The sequence below is a fragment of the Streptomyces sp. WAC 04229 genome, assembly GCF_003947455.1.
Lineage (GTDB): Bacteria > Actinomycetota > Actinomycetes > Streptomycetales > Streptomycetaceae > Streptomyces.
Genome location: NZ_QHJH01000002.1, coordinates 11,731 through 34,368 on the forward strand (window position 1 = coordinate 11,731; position 22,638 = coordinate 34,368).

General features: G+C 73.7%; 5 protein-coding genes. All 5 read right to left on the minus strand.

Annotated features, from left to right (window positions below):
• Positions 1–75 precede the first annotated feature (75 nt).
• The 5 genes from DMH12_RS00660 to DMH12_RS00680 are packed head-to-tail and all read right to left on the minus strand — an operon-like array spanning position 76 to position 22,547.
• Positions 76–291, minus strand: coding sequence for an MbtH family protein (locus tag DMH12_RS00660; RefSeq protein ID WP_125489528.1), 216 nt, complete (start codon positions 289–291; stop codon positions 76–78).
• Positions 288–10,493, minus strand: a complete 10,206-nt coding sequence (locus tag DMH12_RS00665; RefSeq protein WP_125489529.1) for a non-ribosomal peptide synthetase/type I polyketide synthase — start codon at positions 10,491–10,493, stop codon at positions 288–290. Before DMH12_RS00665 ends, DMH12_RS00660 begins: the two co-directional genes overlap by 4 nt.
• The gene (locus DMH12_RS00670; RefSeq protein ID WP_125489530.1) at positions 10,490–16,705 is read right to left on the minus strand and encodes a non-ribosomal peptide synthetase; all 6,216 of its coding nucleotides are present in this window, start codon (positions 16,703–16,705) and stop codon (positions 10,490–10,492) included. Before DMH12_RS00670 ends, DMH12_RS00665 begins: the two co-directional genes overlap by 4 nt.
• Complete coding sequence (locus tag DMH12_RS00675; protein ID WP_125489531.1) at positions 16,702–19,824, minus strand: non-ribosomal peptide synthetase; 3,123 nt, start codon at positions 19,822–19,824, stop codon at positions 16,702–16,704. The genes DMH12_RS00670 and DMH12_RS00675 overlap by 4 nt, the downstream gene beginning before the upstream one ends.
• A complete protein-coding gene (locus DMH12_RS00680; RefSeq protein WP_125489532.1) occupies positions 19,824–22,547 on the minus strand; it encodes an amino acid adenylation domain-containing protein in 2,724 nt (907 codons plus the stop codon). Before DMH12_RS00680 ends, DMH12_RS00675 begins: the two co-directional genes overlap by 1 nt.
• Positions 22,548–22,638 lie beyond the last annotated feature (91 nt).

The window sequence follows — 22,638 nt, forward strand, 5'->3', positions numbered from 1 at the left end:
GCCCGCACCCGTACGTCCGAACCCCCGTCATGTGCCCTCCGGAGGGCACATGACGGGGGTTCGGACGTACGGGCCCTACGAGGCCCGCTCCATCTCCCGGACCAGGCTCATCGGCCGCATGTCCGTCCAGGTCCGCTCGACGAAGTCGAGACTGCTCTGCCGGCTGTCCGCGGGCCGCGCGCACCGCCAGCCGTCCGGCACCCGGACCGCCTCCGGCCACAGCGAGTACTGGCCCTCGTCGTTGACCAGCACCAGGTACCGGCCGTCGGCGTCCTCGAACGGGTTCGTCATCGTGTCTCCTTCAGCTCGGCGGCGATGATCGGACCGATCTCGGTGAGCGGGCCCTGACGCATCATCGTCGTGTGGTGGCAGTCGATCCGGTACTCGTTGATCTCCCCGTCGACGTGGCCGAGCCAGGAGTCGACGGCCGGTGCGCCATCGCGGGCGGCGGTCAGGTAGACGACGTTCCCGTGGAACACCCCCGGCGGGGTCTCGTGCAGCAGCCGGTGCGTGTGCAGGCCGCTGTCCACCAGGACGTCCAGGTCCTCACCGGTGACACCCACGTCGTCGCCGATCGCACGGGCGATCGCGGCACGGTCCATCCGGCCGTCCGCGGGAGCGGAGTCGAGCAGGGCGAGGAACCGCACCTGCTCACCGTCGCGCTGCAGCCGACACGCCAGCGCGTGCGCGATCGTCCCGCCCGCCGACCAGCCGAGCAGGTGGTACGGGCCGGCCGGCTGGACCGAGCGGAGCTGCGCCAGATAGTCGTCGACCATCGCGTCCAGGTCCGCCGCAGTCTCTTCCCGGCGCGCCTGCAACCCGTACAGGGGATGGCCCGGCAGGTGCGGCAGCAGGCCCGCGTAGCACCAGCTGAGCCCGGAGACCGGGTGCACGCAGAACAGCGCGGGCGCGGTGCCGACGGCCCGGACGGGTAGCAGCACGTCGACCGCGGCGTTCGCCGGGACGGCCAGGTCGAGCTGCTCCGCGAGCGCCTCGGGCGTGGGCGCCGCGAACAGCGTCCGCATGTTCAGCTCGGCGCCGAGTGCGGACTGGATCCGCTTCAACAGCTTCACCGCAAGCAGGGAATGGCCGCCGAGTTCGAAGAACCCGTCGTCGACCCCGACCCGCTCCAGCCCGAGCACCTCCGCGAACAGACCGCACAGCGCGACCTCACGGGCGGTACGGGCGGGCCGGTTCGCGACGCCGGCCTCCGGCGCGGGCAGCGCCTTGCGGTCGATCTTGCGGCTGGGCGTCAGCGGGAACGCGCCCAGGAGCACCACGGCCGACGGCACCAGATGCGCCGGGACCCGCTCCCGCATCCATGCGCGCAGCTCCGCCGGGGCGGTCTCCGCACCGGTGGTGGTCACGTAGGCGACCAGACGGCGGTCGCCCGGCCGGTCCTCGCGGACCACGGCGGCGGCCTGGCTCACCGAGGGGTGGCCGGTGAGCACCGCCTCGACCTCGCCCAGCTCGATGCGGAAACCGCGGATCTTCACCTGGTCGTCGGTGCGGCCCAGATACTCCAGCGTGCCGTCGCCCCGCCACCGCACCAGGTCACCGGTGCGGTACATCCGGGCGCCGCCGCTGCCGTACGGGTCGGCGACGAACCGTTCCGCGGTGACGGCGGGCCGGCGCAGATAGCCGCGGGCCAGCCCGGGCCCGGCGAGATACAGCTCACCGGGTACCCCCGGCGGCACCGGCCGCAGCGTCCCGTCGAGGACGTACAGGCGCATGTCCCGCACCGCACGCCCCATCGGCGGCGCGCCGCTACCGCTCAGCGGGTCGCTGACGGTGCCCACCACGGTCGCCTCGGTCGGCCCGTACACGTTGATGAGGGTCCGGCCGTCCGACCAGGTCGCCGCCACACCGGCCGGGCAGGCCTCGCCGCCGACCATGACCGTCACCGACGCCGGGACCTCCGCCGGGTCCAGCTCCGCGAGCGACGACGGCGGCAGGCACATGTGGGTGATCCCGTGCCGCCGGATCAGGCCGGTCAACGCGGGCCCGGGCAGCAGCTGTTCCGGCGGCGCGAGCACCAGCCGGGCGCCGGAGAGCAGGCCGAGGGACAGGTCCCACACCGACGCGTCGAAGCTCGGCGAGGCGAACTGCAGGACCACGTCGCCCGGACCGGTCCCGATGCGCTCGCGCTGGGTCGCGGCGAACGCGGCCAGACCGGCGTGCGAGACGACCACACCCTTGGGCCGGCCGGTCGACCCGGACGTGTGGATCAGGTAGGCCGGGTTGCGCAGGTCGACGGCGGCGGGCACCGGCCCGTCGGCCGGGGCCTCGGGCAGCGCGTCGAGGCGGAGCACCGGGCAGTCGAGCCGGGGCAGCACCGCGGCGGTCTCCCCGGTGCTGACGACGAGCGCGGGCGCGGCGTCGGACAGCAGGTAGGCGATCCGCTCGGCCGGATACCCGGGGTCGACCGGCATGTACGCCGCACCGGCCTTCTGCACCGCGAGCAGCGCGGCGACCATCTCCGCCGACCGCGGCAGGGCCAGGCCGACCACGTCCTCCGGTCCGGCCCCGTGCGCCGCGAAGAGCCGGGCCAGGTCGTCGGCGCGGGTGTCGAGTTCGGCGTACGTCCACTCCACCCGGCCGTCGGCCACCGCGATCTCGTCCGGGTACGCGGCCACCGTGTCCGCGAACAGCTCCGGGAACGTGCGAGGCGGCACCGGCGCAGGGGACGCGTCGGGCAGGACACGGCGCCGCTCGTCGTCGGAGAGCAGCTCGAACGCGGACACCCTGGTGTCGGGTTCGGCGGCCGCGGCGGTCAGCAGCCGCAGCAGCCGCTCGGCCAGCGCGGCGACGGTGGACGCGTCGAACAGGTCCGTCCGGTACTCCAGGGAGCCGTCGACACCGTCGTCGGTCTCGCTGAAGTTGAACGTAAGGTCGAACTTGGCGTTGACGCCGCCCACCGGCTCCGGCTCGACCCGCAGACCGGGCAGCACCACCTCGGCCCGGCCGGTGTTCTGGAGCACGAACGCCACCTGGAACAGCGGGTGCGCGGCCGGCGACCGGACCGGGTTGAGGATCTCCACGAGCCGGTCGTACGGCAGGTCCTGATGGGCCAGCGCCGCCAGGTCCCGTTCCTTGACCCGGGCCAGCAGGTCGCGGAACGTCGGATCGCCCGAGGTGTCGGTGCGCAGCACGAGCGTGTTGACGAAGAAGCCGACCAGGTCGTCGAGCGCCTCGTCCTGGCGCCCGGCCACCACCGTGCCGATCGGCAGGTCGGTACCGGCGCCCGACCGGGTCAGGAGTGTCGCCAGTCCGGCCTGCAGCACCATGAACAACGTGCAGCCGTGTTCCTGGGCGAGCCCGGCCAGCGCGCCGTGCACCTCGGCGGGGATGCGGAAGTCCAGGACTCCGCTGTGCCCGTCGGCGCTCGCCCCGCGCGGCCTGTCCAGGGGCAGGTCGAGGAGCTCCGGCGCGCCGGCCAGGGTGTCGCTCCAGAAGGCGATCTGCCGGGCCAGGGTGCTCTGCGGGTCGTCCTCGTCGCCGAGGATCTCCCGCTGCCAGAGCGTGTAGTCGGCGTACTGAACGGGCAGCGGACGCCAGTCGGGGGCGGCCCCGGTGAGGCGGGCCCGGTACGCGGTGCCGAGGTCCTCGACCAGCGGTGCGAGGGACCAGCCGTCACCGGCGATGTGGTGCAGCACCACGACGAGGACGTGCTCGTCGTCGGCGAGCCGGAACAGGTGCGCCCGCCACGGAAGTTCGGACCCCAGGTCGAAGCCGGTGGTGCAGGCCCTCCCGACGGCCTCCTCCAGGCCGGCACGCGCCACGTCCGTGACGGTCATCTCCGGCCGGGCGCCCGGCCCGGCCAGGACGACCTGGCGCGGCTCCCCGTCCACTTCGGGCAGCACGGTCCGCAGCGCCTCGTGCCGGCCGGTCACGTCGGCGAGGGCCTGCCGCAGCGCGCCGGGGTCGAGCGTGCCGGTCAGCCTGAGCGCGAACGGCAGGTTGTACGTCGAGTCCGACCCGGTGAGGCGGTCGAGGAACCACAGCCGTTGCTGGGCGAACGACAACGGCAGGATCTCCGGCCGCTCGAAGACGCGCAGCGCGCTGTCGCAGGCGCGGCCCGCCGCGGCGAGCTGCTCGGCGAGCCCCGCCACGGTCGGCGTCTCGAACAGCGCTCGCACCGGGAGGTCCGCGTCGAACGCGGAGCGGATCCGGGTGATCAGCCGGGTGGCCAGCAGCGAGTGCCCGCCCAGCGCGAAGAAGTCGTCGTCGATGCCGACCGGCGGTACCGCGAGCAGGTCGGCGAACAGGTCGGCGAGCGTGCGCTCCGCCGGGGTGCGCGGCGCCCGGGACGCCGCCGCGGCGGCGAACACCGGCGCGGGCAGCGCCTTCCGGTCGGCCTTGCCGCTGGTGTTCAGCGGGATGCGGGCGAGCGGCACGACCGCCGCCGGGACCATGTAGTCCGGCAGCGACCGGGCGGTCCAGGCCCGCAGTTCGGCCGCGTCGGCATCGGCCGGGACCACGTAGGCAACCAGGCGTGCGTCGCCGGGCCGGTCCTCGCGCGCCACGACGACGGCCTGGGTGACCGCCGGGTGGCCTTCGAGGACCGTCTCGATCTCGCCCGGCTCGATCCGGAAGCCGCGGATCTTCACCTGGTCGTCGGTGCGGCCCAGATACTCCAGGGTGCTGTCGCCCCGCCACCGCACCAGGTCACCGGTGCGGTACATCCGCGAGCCCGGCTCGCCGTACGGGTCGGCGACGAACCGTGCGGCGGTCATCCCGGTCCGGCCCCGGTAGCCGCGGGCCAGCCCCGCACCCGCGTGATACAGCTCGCCCGCCACGCCCGGCGGCACCGGCTGCAAGTCCGGGCCCAGCACGTACGCACGGGTGTTGGCGAGCGGACGGCCCAGGGTGACCGGACGGCCGGCCACGATCGGACTGCCGAGGGTGTCGACCGTGCACTCGGTGGGCCCGTAGTAGTTGTAGCAGTCGGTCCGCGGCGCGGCACCGATCTCGTCCCACAGGGCGGCGTCGATGGCTTCACCGCCGACCGACAGGATTGCCGGGGCGTGCCCTCCGCCGTCGCCGCCGTCCAGGAGACCGGCGGCGATCAGCGGTTTCGCGTACGACGGGGTCACGTCCAGGAAGTCGATCCTCTCGTCCCGCACGTATCGGACGAGGGCCTCCGTGTCGGCGCGCAACTCCTCGTCGATGACGTGCAGGGTGTGCCCGTCGGCGAGCCACAGCAGCTCGTCCCACGACGTGTCGAAGGAGAACGACGCGGTGAGCGCCACCTGGACGGTCCCGGCCCGTGCGGCCAGCGGCGCGATCAGCGTGGTCCGGTGCTCGTGGAACAGGTTCACCACGTTGCGGTGCTCCACCACGACGGCCTTGGGCTTCCCCGTCGAACCGGAGGTGTAGATCAGATAGGCCGGGTGGCGCGGGTCCAGGGGCCGCACCCGCTCCGCCGGGTCGAGGTCACCGTCCGGGAAACCGGCGAGCACCTCGTCGTCGAGCCCGGTGACGACGACGGCGGGTGCCGCGTCCTCCAGCATCGCGCCGGCCCGGTCGCGGGGCATGGCGAGGTCGACCGGAACGTAGGCGGCCCCGGACTTGAGCACCCCGAGGAGCGCCACCACCATGTCGGCCGTACGGGGCAGGACCAGCGCCACCCGGTCCTCCGGGCCGACCCCTTGCGCGATCAGATGACGGGCCACCCGGTTCGCGCGGGCGTGCAGTTCGGCGTGGGTGAGCCTGCCGTCCCGGGCCACGACGGCGACCTGGTCCGGCACGCGGCGTGCGGCCCGCTCGAACATCTCCGGCACGGTCACCGGCTCGACCGGGCAAGCGGTGTCGTTCCACTCCTCCAGGAGCCGCCGCCGCTCCGCCGAGTCGAGGAGCTCGCAACTGCCGAGCGCGGCACCCGGATTCGCGGCCAGCGCGGTCAGGAGCGTCTCGAAGTGGCGCAGCAGCCGATCGGCGGTCGCGGCGTCGAACAGGTCGGTGTTGTACTCCAGGCGGCACAGCAGGCCGTCGTCGCGCTGGTAGATGTCCAGCGACAGGTCGACCTGGGAGCTGCCGAGCCCGGAGCCCGGCCGGTCATGCGCCGCGACCCCGGTCAGGTCGAGCGGGTCGTCGTTGAGGTTCAGCAGGTTGAACATCACCTGGAACAGCGGGTTGCGGCTGGGGTCACGGGCCGGGTTGAGCTCCTCGACGAGCCGCTCGAACGGCACCTCCTGGTGCGCGAAAGCACCCACCGCCGTCTCCCGTACCCGGGCCAGCAGGTCGGTGAAGGACAGTGTGCGGTCGAGTTCGGTGCGCAGCACCAGCGTGTTGACGAAGAAGCCGATCATCCGCTCCAGCTCGACCTCGGTGCGCCCCGCCACCGGGGTGCCCACGCAGATGTCGGTCGCGCCGGTGTACCGGTGCAGCAGGGCCTGGTAGCCGCCGAGCAGCGTCATGAAGAGCGTCGTGTCGTGGCTGCGGCCCAGCCGTTCGAGGTCGGCGCGCAGCCCGGCCGGGAGCTGTCGGTCGGCGACCGCGCCGTTGTTGGTCTGTACCCGCGGCCGGGGCCGGTCGGTCGGCAGTTCCAGGGCGGCGGGGATGCCGGCGAGCTGCTCGGTCCAGTAGGGCAGGCCGCTGTCGAGGATGCCGGGCATCCGGTCGCGCTGCCACAGCGTGTAGTCGCCGTACTGGACGGGCAGCGGCGGCAGCGGCGACTCCCGGCCGTCCCGGAACGCGTTGTACAGGCGGCTGATCTCGTCGCAGAGCACGTCGAGGGACCAGCCGTCGATCACGATGTGGTGCACGCACAGGGCGAGCACGTACCGGTCGGTGCCGGTACGGAACACGGTGACCCGCAGCATCGGCCCCGCCGCCAGGTCGAAGGGGCGCCGCAGATCGTCGGTGATCCGCTGCTCCTGCCCTGCCTCGTCCAGGCCCGTCACGTCGACCAGCGGTATCTCCACCGGCACGGGCGGCAGCACCTTCTGCACCGGCTCGCCGTCCTGCTCGGGCAGCACCGTGCGCAGCACCTCGTGCCGCCGCACCACCTCGGTGACGGCGTCGCGCAGCGGCCCCATTCTCAGATCGCCCGTCAGGTCGAGGACGAGCGGAATGGCGTACGCGAGGTCCGCACCGGACTGTTCGAGGAACCACAGCCGCCGCTGCATGAACGCGGCGGGCAGCGGCTCGTCCGACACGGGCCGGGGGACGACGGCCTGCCGCCGGGCCAGACCGGAGCCGCCGATCGCACGGGCCAGTCCGGCGACCGTCGGGTTGTCGAGGACCGACTCGATCGGCAGCTCCGTCTCGAAGCGGGCCCGCAGGCGGGAGCCGAGCTGGGTGGCGAGCAGGGAGTGCCCGCCCAGTTCGAAGAAGTCGTCGTGGACGCCGACGGCGGCCAGCCCGAGGAGCTCGCACCAGATCGCCGCGACGGCCTCCTCGGTCGCGTCCCGGGGCCCGTCGAGGACCTCGTCGGCGGCCTCCGTCTCCGCCGCCCCGGGCACGGTCTCCACGGCGGGCGGGGGTTCTTCGTCGAGGAGCCACCAGCGGCCGTCGCGCCAGGCGTGCACCGCACCGACAGCGGCCGGCGCCCGCACCGGGGCCGGCGCCTGTTCCTCCAGGTCGAACACGGTGACCCGAGCGGTCTCCCGCAGCCGGGCCACGAGGTCGGGCACCGGTCCTGCGCCGACGAGGCCGCTGCCCACCAGCAGCAGCCGCACCCCTGCGACGGCGGCCTGCCCGGCGAGTTCCGGCAGTGCGTCCCGTACGGAGGGGTCGTCGACCGCGACGGCGACGGCCGGCACGACCGCGCCCTCGGTGGCGGCGACCGCCCCGTCCGCCGCGGCGGACCGCACGGTGCCCGTGTCGCCGGCCAGCGTGGCGATCAGCCCCGGCGCGGGCAGGTCGCCGACCGTGACGACGACGTCGTGCTCCCGCCGGCCCGCGGCCGGATTCCCGGTGGGCCGGACGCGATTGCTCTCGCAATCGATCGGCTCGAACGGGTGCGGCGGCAGGGCGCACAGCTGCGGCGCGTCGAGGAGGTCCTCGACGGGAATGTCGAAGCCGCGCTCCCACAGCCTGCCGAGCGCGGCGAGGAGGTTCTCCTCCTCGCTCTTCTCGGCGCTTCCGCTGACCGGCACCGCCAGGTGCTCGCCGGTCCAGGCCGCATGCCCGCGCAGCATCCGGGTCAAGGTCTGGCCGGGGCCGAGCTCGACGAAGACCCGGCAGGAGCTGTCGAGGAGGGTGTCCGCGCAGTCGGACAGCCGCACCGTGCCGGCCGCGTGGTCGGCCCAGTAGGCGCCGCCCGAGGTGACCGCCGGATCGGCCCAGCCGCCGGTGACGTTGGACAGGTACGGCAGGGTGGGGGTCGTGTGCGGGATCTCCTCGACGATCCGGCCGAGCCGTTCGGCGGCCGGCCTGACCGCCTCCGTGTGGAAGGCGCCGTTGATGTCGAGGATCTGGTCGCCGAACCCGTCGGCCTTCAGCCGGTCGACCTCCTCGACCGGGCCGGCCAGCACCGAGTAGCGGGGCGCCTCGATCGCCACGGCCAGGCCAGGCCGCGCGGCGAGCAGTTCCCGCACCTCGTCCGGGGACGCCTTGACGGTCAGCATCCGGCCCGGCCCGACGCCGCTCAGGATGGTGCCGCGTTCGTGCACCAGACGCAGTGCGTCCGAGGGGGACCACCGTCCGGCGACGGCCGCGGCGACGAGTTCACCGGCGCTGTGCCCCAGCATGGCCTTCGGCTCGATGCCGTACGCCTGCAGCTGCCGGGCGAGGGAGAACCCGATGGCGAACAGCGCGAGCTGCTCGTTCACCATGCTCCGCAGCCAGTCCAGGCCGGGGTCCGGGCGCAGCACGACGCCGAGGTCGATGCCGTAGCGGCTGTGGCACTCGGCGGAGAGCGCGTCGAACGTCTCGCGGAACACCGGCAGCCTGCGGTGCGCGGCGCCGCCGAATCCGGAGCGCAGCACGCTGGTACCGGGGAACAGGAACGCGATGTCCCGCTCGGCAGAGACCCGGGCGACCGGCGGCGCCGCACGCAGCGCCTCGGCCGCCTCGGCCCGGTCGGTCGCGACCACGGCGCTGCGGTGGTCGAAGCGCCGCCGCCCGGTGGCCAGGGTGAACGCCACGTCGTCCTGCGGGTCGGCGGACGACTCCAAGTGCTCGGCGAGTGCGGTGCGCTGGCTGCGGACGGCCGCCGCCGAAGCTCCCGACAGGCAGAAGACACGGGGCTTCGCGGAGTCCGTACGCCTGCGGACCGGCGGCGACTCCAGGACGACGTGCGCGTTGGTGCCGCCCACGCCGAAGGCGCTCACCCCGGCGAGGACCGGCCCTTCGGCGGGCAGGGGGGCCAGCTCGGTGGCGATCCGGAACGGCGACGTGTCCAGTTCCAGGCCCGGGTTCGGATCCCGGAAGTGCAGCGTCGGCACGAGCTCCCGGTGCTGCAGCATGAGCGCCGTCTTGATCAGCCCGGCCGCGCCGGCCGCGGCACCGGTGTGGCCGATGTTGCTCTTCACCGCGCCGAGCCGGCAGTAGCCGACCCGGTCGGTGGACTCACGGAACGCGGCGGTCAGCGCGGCCACCTCGACGGGGTCGCCGACCCGCGTGGCGGTGCCGTGCGCCTCCACGTACGCGATGTCGTCGGCCTCCACACCGGCCTGGGCGTGCGCGTACTGGATGGCGTCGCGCTGGCCGGCGAACGAGGGCGCGCTGAAGCCGATCTTCTCCCCGCCGTCGTTGTTCAGCGCCGAGCCGCGGATCACCGCGACGATCCGGTTGCCGTCCTTGACCGCGTCCTCCAGCCGCCGCAGCACCACCACGGCCACGCCGCTGCTGCCGACCGTGCCGCTGGCGGCCGCGTCGAACGGGCGGCAGTGGCCGTCCGCGGACTCGACGTACCCCTCCTCGTACAGGTAGCCGGTGACCTGCGGCAGCCACAGCGAGGCGCCCCCGGCGAGGGCCGCGTCGCACTCGTAGTTGAGGAGGCTCTGCGCGGCCTGGTGCACCGCCACCAGCGACGTCGAGCACGCTGTCTGCACGGTGAGCGCCGGGCCGCGCAGCCCCAGCTTGTACGCGACCCGGGTGGCGAGGAAGTCCTTGTCGTAGCCGATCATGCTGGACAGTCCGTCGCCCCCGGTGCCCTGCAGCTCCGGGTTCATCATGTCGCAGCCCGCGTACACACCGACCCAGCCGTCGAAGCGCTGCGGGTCGATCCCGGCGTCGTCGAGCGCCGTCGACGCCGACTCCAGGAAGACCCGCTGCTGCGGGTCCATCGCCGCGGCCTCGGCCGGGCTGTAGCCGAAGAACCTGCGGTCGAAGAACTCACCGCCCGTCAGCACACCGCGGGCGGGAACATAGCGCGGATGCCGGGCCAGCGCTGGATCCACCCCGGCGGCGATCAGCTCGTCGAGGCCGAACCGGCTGATGCCTTCGACACCGTTGCGCAGGTTTCGCCAGAACCGGCCGGCGTTCTCAGCCCCGGGCAGCCGGGCGGCCAGCCCGACGATGGCCACGGCATTGGACTCGCTCATGCGTCCTCTCCAACCTTTGTCGGGCGGGCGGTGCGGGCACGACGGGCCCGCCGCGCCTGTACGGCGCGGCTGCGGACCTGGGCGGCCGAGGAGGACGGCTCGCCGTTGCCGGCGGCCAGGGACCGGGCCAGCGCGTGCACGGTGGGATGTTCGAACAGGCGCCGGATCGGCAGGGTCAGGGACAGCTCGCTCTCCAGCCGGGCGTGCAGCGTGCCGAGGAGCAGCGAATTGCCGCCGAGGTCGAAGAAGTTGTCGTGCGTACCGACCGCGTCGAGGCCGAGCACCGCCGACCACACACCGGCGATCCGCCGCTCCGTCTCCGACTCCGGCGCCGTCCAAGCGATCTCACCGACCCGGTCGGCGCGCTGAGGCCGGGGCAGCGCCTCCGTGTCGAGCTTCCCGCGATGGTTCAGCGGCAGCTCGGGCAGCCACACCACGGCACTCGGCACCATGAACTCGGGCAGCCGCGACTTCAATCGCGTCAGCACCGCCGGTGTGTCCGCACGCTCGCCCGCCACGGCCACCAGATAGGCGACCAGCGGCGCCGCCTCACCCGGACGGCCGCGCACCACCGCCTGACGCACCGCGGGGTCGGCCAGCAACTGCGTCTCGACCTCGGCGGGTTCGACCCGGTAGCCGCGGATCTTCAGCTGCCGGTCCAGGCGGCCCAGATATTCGAGGGTGCCGTCCGGCAGCCAGCGAGCCCGGTCCCCGGTGCGGTACACCCAGCCGGGATTGCCGTCCGGATCGCGGTCACTGAACCGCTCCCCGGTCAGGTCCTCCCGGCCCCAGTAGCCCTGCGCGACGGTCGCCCCGCCGACGAACAGCTCGCCGGGCATCCCCACCGGGCAGCGTCGCCCCGCCGCGTCCAGGATGTACGGGCGTACACCGTCGAGGGGCCGGCCGATGCAGTTCAGCACCGTCGCCGTCGACACGTCGAGGACATGGCTGGTCGTGATGAACGTCTCGGTCGGCCCGTACGCGTCGCAGACCCCGTACGGGACGGCCGGCGGGAGCGTGGTCAGCGCCGAGCCGGCGAAGAACAGCCAGCGCAGCGCCGGCAGTTCGGTGCCCGCCGCCCACAGCGCCTCGGCCACGGGTGTCGGCGCGAAGAACATCGTCACGCCCTGCTCGCCGAGCCATGAGGTGAGTTCGGGGACTACGACGGGACGTTCGTACGGCAGCAGTTCCGCGCCGCCGCACAGCGCGGGCCACAACTCGTGCTGCGTCGTGTCGAACGCGACGCTGTGGATCTGGCTGACCCGGTCGCCGGGCCGCACGTCGAAGGCGTCGATGTGCCAGCGGGTCACGTGCGCGAGGCTCCCGTGCCGGTACGCGACACCCTTCGGCTCACCGGTGGTGCCCGACGTATACAGGATGTACGCCGTCGCATCCGGGCCCGGCAGCGCCGCCGGGGCGTTCTTGGTGAGCGTGCCGACGCTGTCGTCGACCGTGCCGATGTCGACGACCTCGACGCCCGGCGGCACGGCACCGGCGGCCTCGGCGGGCAGGTCGGTGACGACCGCGCACGCACCGGCGTTGCCGAGGATGAACCGGATCCGGTCCTCCGGGTACTCCGGATCGAGCGGGCAGATCGCCAGCCCTGCCTTCCACCCGGCCAGCATCGATACGACGAGGTCGGCCCCGCGAGGCAGCAGCAGCGCAACCACCGTGCGGTCACCGGCCAGCGGCCGCAGCACCGCCGCCAGCGCGTCGGCCCGCGCGTCGAGCGCGGCGTAGCTGAGGACACCGCTGCGCGAGCGGAGCGCCGGCGCGTCCGGCTGCTGGGCGCACCGCTGCGCGAACAGCGCCGGAACCGTCGTTTCCGCATCCGCCGGGGCGGACTCCTCGAACCGGGCGAGCTCCTCCCGTTCGGGGGCGCCGAGCAGGTCGACCGTGCCGACCGGCTGGTCCGCGACCTCGGCGAACGATTCGACGAACCGGCCCAGCCAGGCGGCCATCCGCTCCGCCTCACCGCCGGTGAGCCGGTCACCGCGGTACAGGATCGTGCCCCGCAGCCTGCCGTCGGTCTCCTCGAAGCCGACGGTCAGCCCGAACTTCCCGGCGTACCCGGCCCCCGCGTGGTCCAGTTCGACAGGCGTGAGCGCGGCCCCGCCGACCGGCATGGCGGCCGCTCCCGCCGCGGTCGCGGCCAGCGTGACGTCCGCGTACGGAGTCCAGCCCGGGCGGCGCGGCGGCCGCAGCCGGCTCACCACGTCCTCGAACGGCACCCGGTCCAGGTCGAACGCGCCGAGCACGGTCTCCCGCATGGCGAGCGCCAGGTCCAGCACCGTGGTGTCCGGATCGCACTCCGAGCGCAGCACAAGCGTGTTGAGGCACGGCCCGAGCAGGTCGGGGAACTCGTCCCGGTTGGCGACCGGGCAGCCGAACGCGACGTCCTCCTGCCCGGTCCACCGGTGCAGCAGCGCGGCGAGCCCGGTCGCGGCGACCATGAACCAGGACAGTCCGTGCTCCCCGCGCATCCGGCGCAGCCCGTCCAGCGCCCCGGGCCCGAGCGGGATGGTCACCGAACCGGGCGGCGAGGTCTGCAACGGCGGAGTCAGTGCCGGGAACGCCGGTGTCCCGGAGAGCCGCCGCTCCCACGCGTCCAGCGCCTCACGGCCGTGCGCACTGTCCCGTTCCCCGGCCTGTGCCATCGCGAAGTCCCGGAACTGCGGACGGCCGGACGGCAGCAGCTCGGCCAACGGCACCTCGGGCAGGTCGGCGAGCCCGTCGAGGACCCGGCCGAGCCGCTCGGCGAGCCGCCGGGCACGGGCGGCGGTGTGCCGGTCCCCGCGATACGACAGCACCGCGGTGAGCCGTTCGTGGTCCTCCACGAACGTCACGGTGAGACCGAACTTCGTCTCGTGCTGCCAGCGGTCGAACGGCAGCGCCGCCATCGTCGCCGGGCCCAGCGCCTGCCGGGTGCGCGGCACGGACACCAGGTTCAGCATGACGTCCAGGTACGGGGTGCGCCCGGACCGCCGCTGCGGGGCCAGTTCGGACAGCACCTCGGGCAGCGGCGCCGCCTGGTACTCGAACGCGTCGAGCATGCTGTCGCGCACCTCGCCGAGCAGGTCGGCGAACGTCGTCGCCGCCTCGGCCCGCGATCGCAGCACCACCGTGTTCAGACAGGGCCCCAGCAGGTCGTCGAGGTCGTCGCCCTCCCGGTTGGCCATCGGCAGCCCGAACGTGACGTCGCCGCCTTCGTCCGCACGGTGCAGCCACGCGGCGACCGCCGCGACCGCCACCATGTACCAGGACACCCGGTGCTCGTCGCGGAGCGCGGCCGTGCGGCGGGCGAAGTCCGGCGCGAACGGGACCGGCACCGCGCCGTGCGCCTCCGGGCGCCGCGGCGGCGCGCCGAGGGCGAGGGTCTCGGGCGCGCCGGTCAGCCGGTCCACCCAGTGGCCGACGGCGTCCGGGTCCTCGTCCCACCGGGCCTGCGCGAACTGCACCACGGGCGGCAGCTCACCGACGGTCCCACCGAGGGCGCGCGCATAGAAGTGGGCGAGGTCGCGTTCCAGCGTCGGCACCGACTGCGCGTCGAACGCGATGTGGTGGAAGCACAGCAGCAGCGTGTGCGCGTCCGGTCCGGTCCGCACCAGGCGGGCCCGCAGCAGCCGCCCGGCCGCGAGGTCGAACGGCGTCGACGCCTCCCGGTCGGTCAGGACGGCCAGGTCCTCGGTGTCACGGACCAGTTCAGGCGTCCACGGTTCGGTGACGACCTGGTGGAGCCGCCCGTCGTGGTGGTGGAACGCGGTCCGCAGGATCTCGTGCCGTTCGACGAGCGCGCCCAGCGCGGTCCGCAGCGCCCCCGGGTCGAGGTCGCCGGTGATCCGCCACGACAGGGGAACGTTGTAGGCGGGACCGGTGCAGTCCATCTGCTCGGCCAGCCACATCTGTTCCTGCATGCTCGTCGCGGGCACACCGGACGCCGCCGTCTCCGGCTGCTCCACGAGCCGGTCTTCGGCCCGCGTGTCCAGGTGCGCGGCGAGTTCGTCGAGCCGCGGCACACGGTACAGGTCACGGACGGAGAGGCGGATCCCGGTGCGGGCGGCGATCGCCCCGGTGAGCCGGGGCACCAGCAGGGAGTGCCCGCCGATCTCGAAGAACGAGTCACCGGCGCCCGGCGGCGGACAGCCGAGGACCTCTGTGAAGATCTGGGCGAGGAGTTGTTCCGTCGGTGTCGACGGCTCGGCGCGGGGCGCGGTCGGCAGCCCGCCGCCCTGGGCGCGCAGCGCGTTGCGGTCCACCTTGCCGTTGCCGGTCAGCGGGAAGCGCTCCACGATCCGGAAGACCGCGGGCACCATGTACGAAGGAAGCCGGGTCGAGAGATGGGCGCGCAGGTCGGCGGCCGACGGCGGCTCCCCGTCGCACACCAGGTACCCGGCGAGCGTGTCGGCGTCGTCGAGGAGTACCGCCGCGTCCGCCACGTCGGGCCGTTCCCGCAGGAGCGCCTCGATCTCACCCGGCTCCACCCGGAATCCGTGCAGTTTGATCTGGTTGTCCACCCGGTTGACGTACGCGAGCTGCCCGTCCGGCAGCATCCGCACGAGGTCACCGGTGCCGTAGATGATGCCGCCCTCCGGGTCTGCCGGGTCGGTGCGGAACCTCTCGGCGGTCAGCTCGGGCCGGCGCAGATATCCGGCGGCGACACCGTCACCGCCGATCCACAGCTCGCCCGGTTCCCCCGCCGGTACGGGCCGCAGCTTCTCGTCGAGGACGTGCAGGGTGGTGTTGGTGACCGGCTGGCCCAGCGTGACCGGGCCGGTGGCCGCGACCAGTCCCGCGGTCGACCAGATGGTGGTCTCGGTGGGGCCGTACAGGTTCCACAACGCCCGCGAGCGGCGGTGCAGCTCGTCGGCGAGGGGCCGCGGCAGCGCCTCCCCACCACAGAGGACGTTCAGTTCGGGGTCGCCCTCCCACCCCGCGGCGAGCAGCATCCGCCACGTCGCCGGTGTCGCCTGCATGTGGGTGGGGCGGGCACGGGCCAGATGCCGCACGAGCAGGTCACCGTCGCGGGCCACCTCCGCGGAGGCGACGTCGACGGTGCCGCCGGTGATCAGCGGGAGGAACAGTTCGAGGGCGGCGATGTCGAAGCAGACCGTGGTGAGGGCCAGCATCGTGTCGCGGTCGCCGAACCCGGGCCGGACCGCCATGGACCGCAGCAGGTTCGCCAGACCACGATGCGTGACCTGCACGCCCTTCGGCCTGCCCGTGGAACCCGAGGTGTAGATGACGTATGCGAGGTCTTCGCCGCCCACCGGGACCGGCACGGCGAGCGGTGCGGCCGTGAGGACCTCGCCCAACAGGACGGTCTCGACGCCGGTGGCGGCCAGCTCGGCGCCCGGGGCCCGGTCGGCGATGAGCAGCGCCGCCCGGGAGTCGTCGAGCATGCCGGCGATCCGCTCGTCCGGGTAGATCGGGTCGAGCGGCACATACGCGGCACCCGAAAGCAGCACACCCAGCAGCGTCGGCACCAGGTCCGCCGACCGGTCGAGGTACACCCCGACGAGGTCGCCCCGCCCCAGCCCGCGCGCCGCGAGATGACCGGCCACCGCGTGCGCCCGGCGGCCGAGTTCGGCATAGCTGAGCGTGCTGCCCTCGTGCACCAGCGCCGTGTCGTCCGGGGTGCGCGCGGCCTGCCCGAGGAACAGCGCGGGCAGCGGCAGCGCCTCCTCCTGCCACACGGGCGTCGCGGTCGGGGCGGTACCCACGCCCAGCTCGGCGGCGGCCACGTCGTAGCGCTCGCGCAGCTCACGCAGGAACACCTGGGTGGACGTGGCGTCCCAGATCAGGTGGTGGGCGCAGAGGAACAACACCTGCCGCTGTCCGTCGAGTTGGGCCAGGCCGATGCGCAGCAGCCGCCGTCCTCCCAGGTCGAACGGCCTGCGGGAGCCCGCACGTATCCACGCCTCGACGGCGTGCTCCGGCTCGCCCCGCAGGTCGGCCCGGTCGACGACCGGCGTCCAGGCCTCGCCGACCTGCTGGAACAGGCGTCCGTCACGCTCGGCGAACGTCGTACGCAGGATCTCGTGCCGCTCGATCAGCACCGCCACGGCCCGCTCCAGCGCCTCCGCGGAGAGCGTGCCCCGCACCCGCCACGCGTACGGCACGTTGTAGAGTCCGCCGCCCGGTTCGAGACGCTCGGCGAACCACATGCGTTCCTGGACGCTTGTCGCCGGCGTGCCGACGGTCGTCGTGCTCATACTTCGGTCCTCCTGAGGTCGTCGACAGCGGCGGCGAACGCCTCAGCCGTGGGTTGGTCGAACAGCGTGCGCACGCTCAGCCGGACACCGAGGACACGGCGCAGCCTGGCCACCACGCGTGTGGCGAGCAGCGAATCGCCGCCCAGATGGAAGAAGTTGTCGGCCATACCGACCTCGCCCGCACCGAGCTGCTCGGCCCAGACACGGCACACCGCCGCCTCCAGGTCCGTGCGCGGCGCGACACCGGCGGCGCGTTCGGCCCGCACCGGCTGCGGCAGCCGCGCACGGTCGACCTTGCCGCTGGCGTTCAGCGGGAACTGGTCGAGCAGCACGAAGTCGCTCGGCACCATGTACGGGGGCAGCGCGGCGGCCAGCTGGTTCTGCAGCTCCGGCACGGACAGCTCGGCACCCACGTGCGGCACCGCGTAGGCGACGAGCCGGGGCCCGTCGTCGTCCCGGTGCGCCAGCACCAGCGCCGACCGCACCCCGGGGCAGCCGGTGAGCCGCGCCTCGATCTCGCCCGGCTCGATCCGGTAGCCGCGGATCTTCACCTGGTCGTCGCTGCGGCCGAGGAACTCCAGCGTGCCGTCGGGCAGCCACCGCACCATGTCACCGGTGCGGTACAGCAGCGCCCCGTCCTCGCCGTACGGATCGGGCACGAACCGCTCGGCCGTCAGGTCCGGCGCCCCCACGTAGCCGTGGGCGAGACCGAGGCCCGCGACGAGCAGCTCACCGGGCACCCCGGCGGGCACCAGCCGCAGCTGCGGGTCGGTGACGTAGCAGCGGGAACCACGGACGGGCCTGCCGATGGGGATCGACACGGCGTCCGGCGGCACCTCGGTGATCAGGTGCGTGGTGCTGAACGTGGTGTTCTCCGTCGGCCCGTACCCGTTGAGGAGCCGCCCCGGCGCGTTCCGCGGCTCCAGCACGGTACGGATCACCGCGGGGTCGAGTGCTTCGCCGCCCACGAGGACCGTGCCGACCCCGGCGACCGCGTCCGGCACCTCGCCGACGGTGTGGTTGAACAGCGACGACGTCATCCACAGCACGGTGATGCCCTGCTCCCGCAGCGCGGCCGCGAACACCGCGGGCTCCACCACGGTCTCCTTCGGCAGGACGACCGCCTCGGCGCCGGTGAGCAGGGCGCCCCAGATCTCGAACGTGGCGGCGTCGAACGAGATGCTGCTGCTGTGCGCGACCCGGTCACCGGGCCCGATGTCGGCATAGTCGGTCTCGTGCACCAGCCGCACCACCGCCCGGTGCGGCACACGCACCCCCTTGGGACGGCCCGTCGACCCGGAGGTGTACATGACGTACGCCAGATCCTCCGGCCCCGGCACCCCCCGCGCCGCACGGCCCGTGGCCTCGGGCAGCCGGTCCATCAGCACCCGCGGCCCCGTCCAGGCCGCGGTCTTCTCCGCGTACGGGCTGCCGGTCACCACCGCCACGGCACCGGCATCGGCAAGGAGATCGCCGAGCCGCTCCGCCGGATAGCCGGGGTCGAGCGGCAGGTAGTGGCCGCCCGCCTTGAGGATGCCCAGCAGCGCTGCCACCTGGTCCGCGGAGCGGTCCAGGCAGACACCGACACACACCGGGCCGTCGAACCCGGCGAGCGCGGCCGCGACCCGTTCGGCCCGCGCGTCCAGTTCGGCGTACGTGAGGACCTCGGCCCCTTCGCGTACGGCGGGCGCGTCGGGGCGCAGCACGACCTGCTCGGCGAACAGCTCCGGCACCGATCTGCCCGGGCCGTGTGCCGGCGCGGCCGCGTTGCCCCGGGCGAGGAGTTCGGCCTCTTCGTCGGCGGTGAGCAGCGGCAGCGCGGACACCGGCCGGTCCGGGCCGGCGGCGGCACCGGCCAGGATCCGTTCGAGGTGTGCAAGGAGACGCTCCACGGTGGAGCGGTCGAACAGGTCCTGCCGGTAGTCGACGTCGACGACGAGTTCACCGCCGGCCTCGAAGGCCATCACGTCGAGTTCGAACTTGACGACACCGGGATCGAAGACGAACTCGGTGACCGTCGAGCCGGGCACCCGCAGCGGATCGGCGGGCGTGTTGAGGAACGACAGCACGACATTGACCAGCGGCGGCCTGCTCAGATCACGGTCGGGGCCGTGCAGGTCGGCGAGCCGCTCGAACGGCAGGTCCTGGTTCTCCTGGGCCTGCAGCGCCGTCTCCTGCACCTGCCCGAGCAGCTCACCGAACGACGGGTCACCCGTCAGGTCCGTACGCAGCACGACCGTGTTGACGAAAAACCCCAGGAGTTCCTCCAGCTCGGGGCGATCGCGGTGGGCCAGGGCCGCGCCGAGGAGTACGTCCCGCTGCCCGGTGTGCCGGGCCAGCAGCGCCGACAACCCGGCGGCGACGGCCGCGAAGAGCGTCACGTCGTACCGGGCGGCCAGCCCACGCACCGCGGAGAGCACCTCGGCGGGAATACGCCGCCGCACCCGCGCCCCGTCCCAGCGCTGCACCGGTGGCCGCGGCCGGTCCGTGAGCAGCCCGAGCGGCTCACAGCCCGCCAACTTGTCGCGCCAGTAGGTGAGTTGACCGTCCAAGACGTCCTCGTCGAGGGTCTCCCGCTGCGAGCGGGCGAAGTCGGTGTACTGCAGCGGCGGCTCGCCCAGCGGCGAATCCATGTCGAGGAGGTACGCCTCGTACAGCTCGGACACCTCACGCAGCAGCAGCGACAGGGTCCACTGGTCGGCCACCACGTGGTGGAGGCAGAGCACCAGCACGTGGTCGTCGTCGTCGATACGCAGCAGACCTGCCCGCAGCAAGGGGCCCCTGCGCAGCTCGAACGGCCGCAGCACCTGATCCCGGGCCAGCTCCGCGGCGCGCGCGAGCCGCTCCTCCACCGGCCCGCCGCCGACCGGCGTCACCGGCACCTCGACCGGCTCGCAGGCCTGGATCCGGTGCACCGGCCGACCGCCGGGCCCGTCGGTGACCGCGGCCCGCAACACCTCGTGCCGACGCACCACCTCGGTCAGCGCCCGCGCCAGCAGACCGGGCGCGAGCGGCCCCCGAACACGGTGCGCGGACGGAATGTTGTAGCCGGCGGCACCGGGATGCAGCTGGTCGAGGAACCACAACCGCTGCTGGGCGAAGGTGAGCGGGGCATCCATCAGCTGACCTCCGTGTGATCGACAAGGCTCGTCCCGGACACCGCGAGGCGACCGGCGATCGCCGCCACGGAAGGCTCCTCGAGCAGTCGGCGTACGGGGACACGCACACCGAACTCGTGCATGATCCGCGACGAGAGCTGGGCGAAAGTCAGCGAGTGCGCGCCGAGCGTCCGCAGATCGTCGTCCCGGCCGACCCCACGGCCGAGCAGCTCCTCGACCAGCCCGGTCACGGCCTCCTCGGCGGCGCTCCGCGGCCCGTCCGCACCACGCCGCGGCCCGTCGAGCCACGACGGCAACGGCAATGCGTTGCGGTCCACCTTGCCGACCGGCGTCAACGGCATCCGGTCGAGGAGGACCAGCAGGTCGGGCATCTCGTGCGGTACGAACCGGGCGGCGAGCACCTCACGCAACTCGTCCCGCAGCCGCTCGTCACCCGCCTCGTCCGGCACCCGGTTCACCGTCTCGACGGGTGTCGCGGCCGGGCCGGGCCAGGGCAGCCGCACCGGCTCGGGCACCGTGTCGTGCAGCCACACCGCGTCCAGCGCACCGTCGGCGCGCCCGGCGGCCCAGCTGAGCCGCACCCGGTAGGGCAGCCCGAGGGTGAGCGCCCGCAGATCGACCGGCGACGGCGCCCCGCCCGGCCGGGCCCGCGCCCGCAGCTCACCGGCGGTCACCTGCCCGGCCATGCCGCGCCACGCCGCGAAGCGCGCCGCCAGCTCCGCGTACGGAATGCCCCGGACACCGAACACCCGCGGCTCGCCACCACGCAGCACCGCACGGATCGCCGCCAGGTCGACCTCGCCGCCGTAGTCCCGCCACTCGAAGCCGGGAGCCGCCGGGACCTCGCCCGCCCGGACCAGCACATCGAACCGGCCGGGGTCGGCACGGTCGTACCGCGGCACGATCTCCACCGATCCCGCCGGCAGGTCCGCGAACACCACCGGATGCACAGCCTGCCCGGCATCGTCCCGGTTCCGCCGGTAGGCCCGCCAGCGCAGCTCGTCGGCGGTGGTGCCGTCCACCGCCGTCGCCAGCTCGGCCCGCCACGCGGCGGGCTCCAGCAAAGGCAGCGACCGCACCCCGCTCACCAGCACCGTGTCGCCGTGCCGCTGCGCCGCGCCGATCGCGGCGAGCAGACCAGCGGCACCATCCACGGCGTGCGCATCGACCAGCACCAGGTCGTAGGCCCCCCGCACGTCAGGTGTCAGCGAGTCCCGCCGCTCATGGACGTCACACACCGCGTCGAGGCCCGGCACACCCGGCCCGATCTCCAGCACGGACCGTGGCGCGAGAGCCCGCACGGCGGCGACCGTGGTGACCGCGCCCCCGGCCGGCCCCGGCGGCACCGACCAGCCCGCCACACCTCCCGGGCCGGCCTTCTCGACGTACGCAACCAACCGTGCGGCCTGCCCCGCGGGCCGCACAGCGGCCACCGCGACCTGCCGCACACCGGGGTGCCGCATCAACGCCCGCTCGACCTCGTCGGGTTCGATGCGATGCCCGCGGACCTTCACCTGCCGGTCGATCCGCCCGAGGAACTCGAACTGCCCGTCCGCTCCGAGCCGCGCCAGGTCTCCGGTTCGGTAGGTGCGCAGCCCGCCGTGCACGCCGAACCGCCGGCTCGTCAGCTCGGGCCTGCGCAGATAACCTCGGGCCACACCGGGACCGGCCACCACGATCTCACCGGCCTCACCCGCGGGCACGGGTCGGCCCTGCGGGTCGAGCAGGCGCACATCCACCCCGCCCAACGGCCGCCCGATCGGGACCGGCCCGTCCGCCGTGGCCTCGTCGGCGACCACCGCGGACGTCACGTACACCGTCGTCTCGGTCGGACCGTAGATGTTCACGAGCCGGAACGGCAGGCCGGGCCGGGGGCGGCGCCGCAGCGCCTCACCGCCCGTCACCAGCCAGCGCAGCGCCAACGTCTCGAGGCCCGGCTGGGCCAGCACGATCTCGGCGAGCGCGGTGGTCAGGAAACACACCGTGATCGCATGGTGCCGCAACGCTCGGACCAGCCGCTCGGGGTCGGCCCGGTCGTCGTCCGAGACCGCGACGGCATGCCCGCCCACGCTCAGCAGTGGCCACAGATCGAGGATCGACGCGTCGAAACTCAGCGGGGCGGCCAGCGAACCCCGGTCGGCCGCGGTGAGCTCGAGCGCCTCCGCATGCCAGCGGCAGAGGTCGGCGATCCCGCCGTGCTCGAGCTGCACCCCCTTGGGTGCGCCCGTCGACGCCGACGTGTACATCAGACAGGCCAGGTCGTCCCGGCGCACCTCGACGTCCGGCGGCGTGGCGGGACACGCGGCGATCAGCGCCGCATCGGCGTACGGGTCCACCACTGTTCCGGCGGCCGCATCCTGCCCCGTGATGACCACCAGGGCGCCGCTGTCCTCCAGCATGTACCGCAGACGCGCTTCCGGATAGCTGGTGTCCAGCGGCAACGCGGCACCCCCGGCCCGGTGCACGCCCAGCAGCGCCACATAGTGCTCCAGGCCACGGTCCAGGTGGATGGCGACGACCACGCCCCGCTCCACGCCGATCCCGCGCAGATGGTGGGCCAGCCGGTTGGCCCGCTCGTCCAGCTCGCGGTAGGACAGCACACCGTCGGCGCAGGTGATCGCCGGTGCCTGAGGAGTACGGCGGGCCCAGTATGTGACCGCGTGATGTACGGGCCGCCCCCCGCCGTCCATCCGGTCCGCTCGTGAGGCAACCCGCTCGTCCACTGCGTTCCCTTCCCGCGGCTGTCGATTACCGGCCCGAGCCTCGCTTCGGTCGTCCCGGTCTGTCGTCTTCCGTCATGCGCACTGCCGGCGA